This window comes from Mesorhizobium sp. M4A.F.Ca.ET.050.02.1.1 (assembly GCF_003997725.1).
Taxonomy (GTDB): Bacteria; Pseudomonadota; Alphaproteobacteria; order Rhizobiales; family Rhizobiaceae; genus Mesorhizobium.
The window spans coordinates 1-1,870 of the sequence record NZ_RZSG01001013.1 but is presented as its reverse complement, the minus strand read 5'-3'; the positions used below and the strand labels follow the sequence as shown (position 1 = coordinate 1,870).

The window sequence follows — 1,870 nt, the reverse complement described above, 5'->3', positions numbered from 1 at the left end:
ATTTTGTAGATGTATTTCGGCATCTTGTAGCCGAGCTGGCGCTCGACGCGCACGCGCAGCGGCGCGCCGTTCTCGACCGGCAGCGGCTTGCCGTTGAGGCCGTAGGCGAGGATCGTCTGCGGGTGGCGGGCGTCGATCAGGTCGATGGTGCCGTAATATTTGATGTCGCCGGAGAGAGACCGGTCGATCGTGTCGAGGCAGTGGAACATGACATAGCTGGCCTGGGGTTTCACGACCGCCTGGTCGAGAACCAGAGACAGCGGCGTGCCCGTCCATTTGGCGATGCAGCTCCAGCCCTCGACACAGTCGTGGCGGGTGATCTGGGTGCGGCTCGGCATGTTCTGAAGCTGCTCGCGGGTCAGCGCCAGCGGCTTCTCAACGAGGCCGGAGACTTCAAGGCGCCAGTCGGCGAAGTTGTTGGCAAGCAGCCCCTTGTAGGTGTCGTCGTCCGGCGCGGTGACGCCGTTCGGCCGCTGCGGCTGGCGGATGTCGGCCTCAGTGAATTCCTGGGCGAGCGCGTCACGGCCGGCCAGCAGGCGCTGGGCCCGGTATGTCAGGCCATTGGCGTTTTCGAGGAAGCTGCGCAGGCCACCGCCGACACCGAGACCGCTGTCGAAAGCATCGCAGCCGGACAGCGCGATGCCCGACAGGCCGAGACTGGCGGAAGTCAGGAATTTCCTGCGGTTGATCTGAAACTTCGCCATCTCAGGCGCTCCTCTCGGGCGAGTTGTCATCATGCGCCGGCGGGTCGGTGCGGTACCAGCCGGTGACGATCGAACGCAATTCGTTGACCGGGCCGGCGGCAAGGATCATCAGCATGTGGATGATGAAGAAGCCGACGAGCAGCACCATGACGGTGAAATGGATGGTGCGTGCCGTCTGCCTTCCACCGAGCAGGTCGTTGAGGAACGGCAGCATCGCGTTCATGCTGGGCGACATGGCAAGGCCGGTGATGATCATCAGCGGCAAGAGCACGAACAGCACGCCGCCATAGGCCATCTTCTGCAGCGTGTTGTATTCGCGCGTGTGATGGAACTTCAGCTTCGCGTGGTCGACGATATCCCGCGGCAGGCGCCGGAGATCGTCGAAGCGCGGAGCGAGATCGCGGCGGACATGGCCATTGATCAGGCCGGCGACCAGCCAGACGAGCAGGGTGGCGGAGAGCACCCAGGCGAAGAAGAAATGCACGACGCGGGCCGTGCCGAGATCATAGTAGGAGGGGATCGTGGCCCAGGAGGGGAAGGCGCGGGATGTCTCCTGACCGGGCGGCCCCGACCAGCCGAGCACGCCCGTCGTGTCGAAACGCCTGCCGAAGACCTCGGTGTAGCCGCGCGGACCCTGATCGGTGTTCTCGGCGCCGATGGCGAAGACGGTGTTGTTGTAGCCGAAGCCCGATTCCTTGCCGATGTAGAGCTGGGGCGGGCATTGAAGATCTGCAGGCCGGAAAGCAGCATGAAGAACAACGCGATCGCCCAGAGCCAATGGGTCAGCCGCGTCCAGCGCGACTGGCGGTAAATCAGCGTCATGTCGTTCGATGCGGCTGGCGCATCGGCGGCGGGGTCGCTCCTGGCAACGGTTTCCATCGGCTTTCGTTCTCCCGCAGTTCAGATCTTCGTTCTCCTTCCAATACGTCGCCGGCCCAAGCGATGTTTCATCCGATCACGGATTTATTACGGTGCGCCGAGGCTGACCGCCAGGTTGACCGCCGCCGCGACGATCACCGTGTTGAAGAAGAACGACAGGATCGAATGGATCAGTACCACCTGGCGCATGTACGAAGTCGTGACGGCAGTGTCGGCGGTCTGCGCGGTCATGCCGATGACGGCGGCAAAATAGAGGAAATCCCAGCCCTCGGCCCGCTTGTCGCCGG

General features: G+C 63.6%; 2 protein-coding genes and 1 pseudogene. All 3 read right to left on the bottom strand.

Features of this window, described 5'->3' with window-relative positions; genetic code table 11:
* Positions 1 to 704 (bottom strand): molybdopterin-dependent oxidoreductase (locus tag EOA33_RS34385; RefSeq protein WP_127407627.1); only part of this gene is annotated, 704 nt, incomplete at its 3' end.
* A gap of 1 nt (position 705) precedes the next feature.
* Positions 706 to 1,526 (bottom strand): annotated as a pseudogene (locus EOA33_RS34380) (cytochrome b/b6 domain-containing protein).
* 144 nt (positions 1,527 to 1,670) lie between these two features.
* The coding region (locus EOA33_RS34375; protein WP_127407626.1) for a DUF1345 domain-containing protein at positions 1,671 to 1,870 on the bottom strand (200 nt) is incomplete at its 5' end.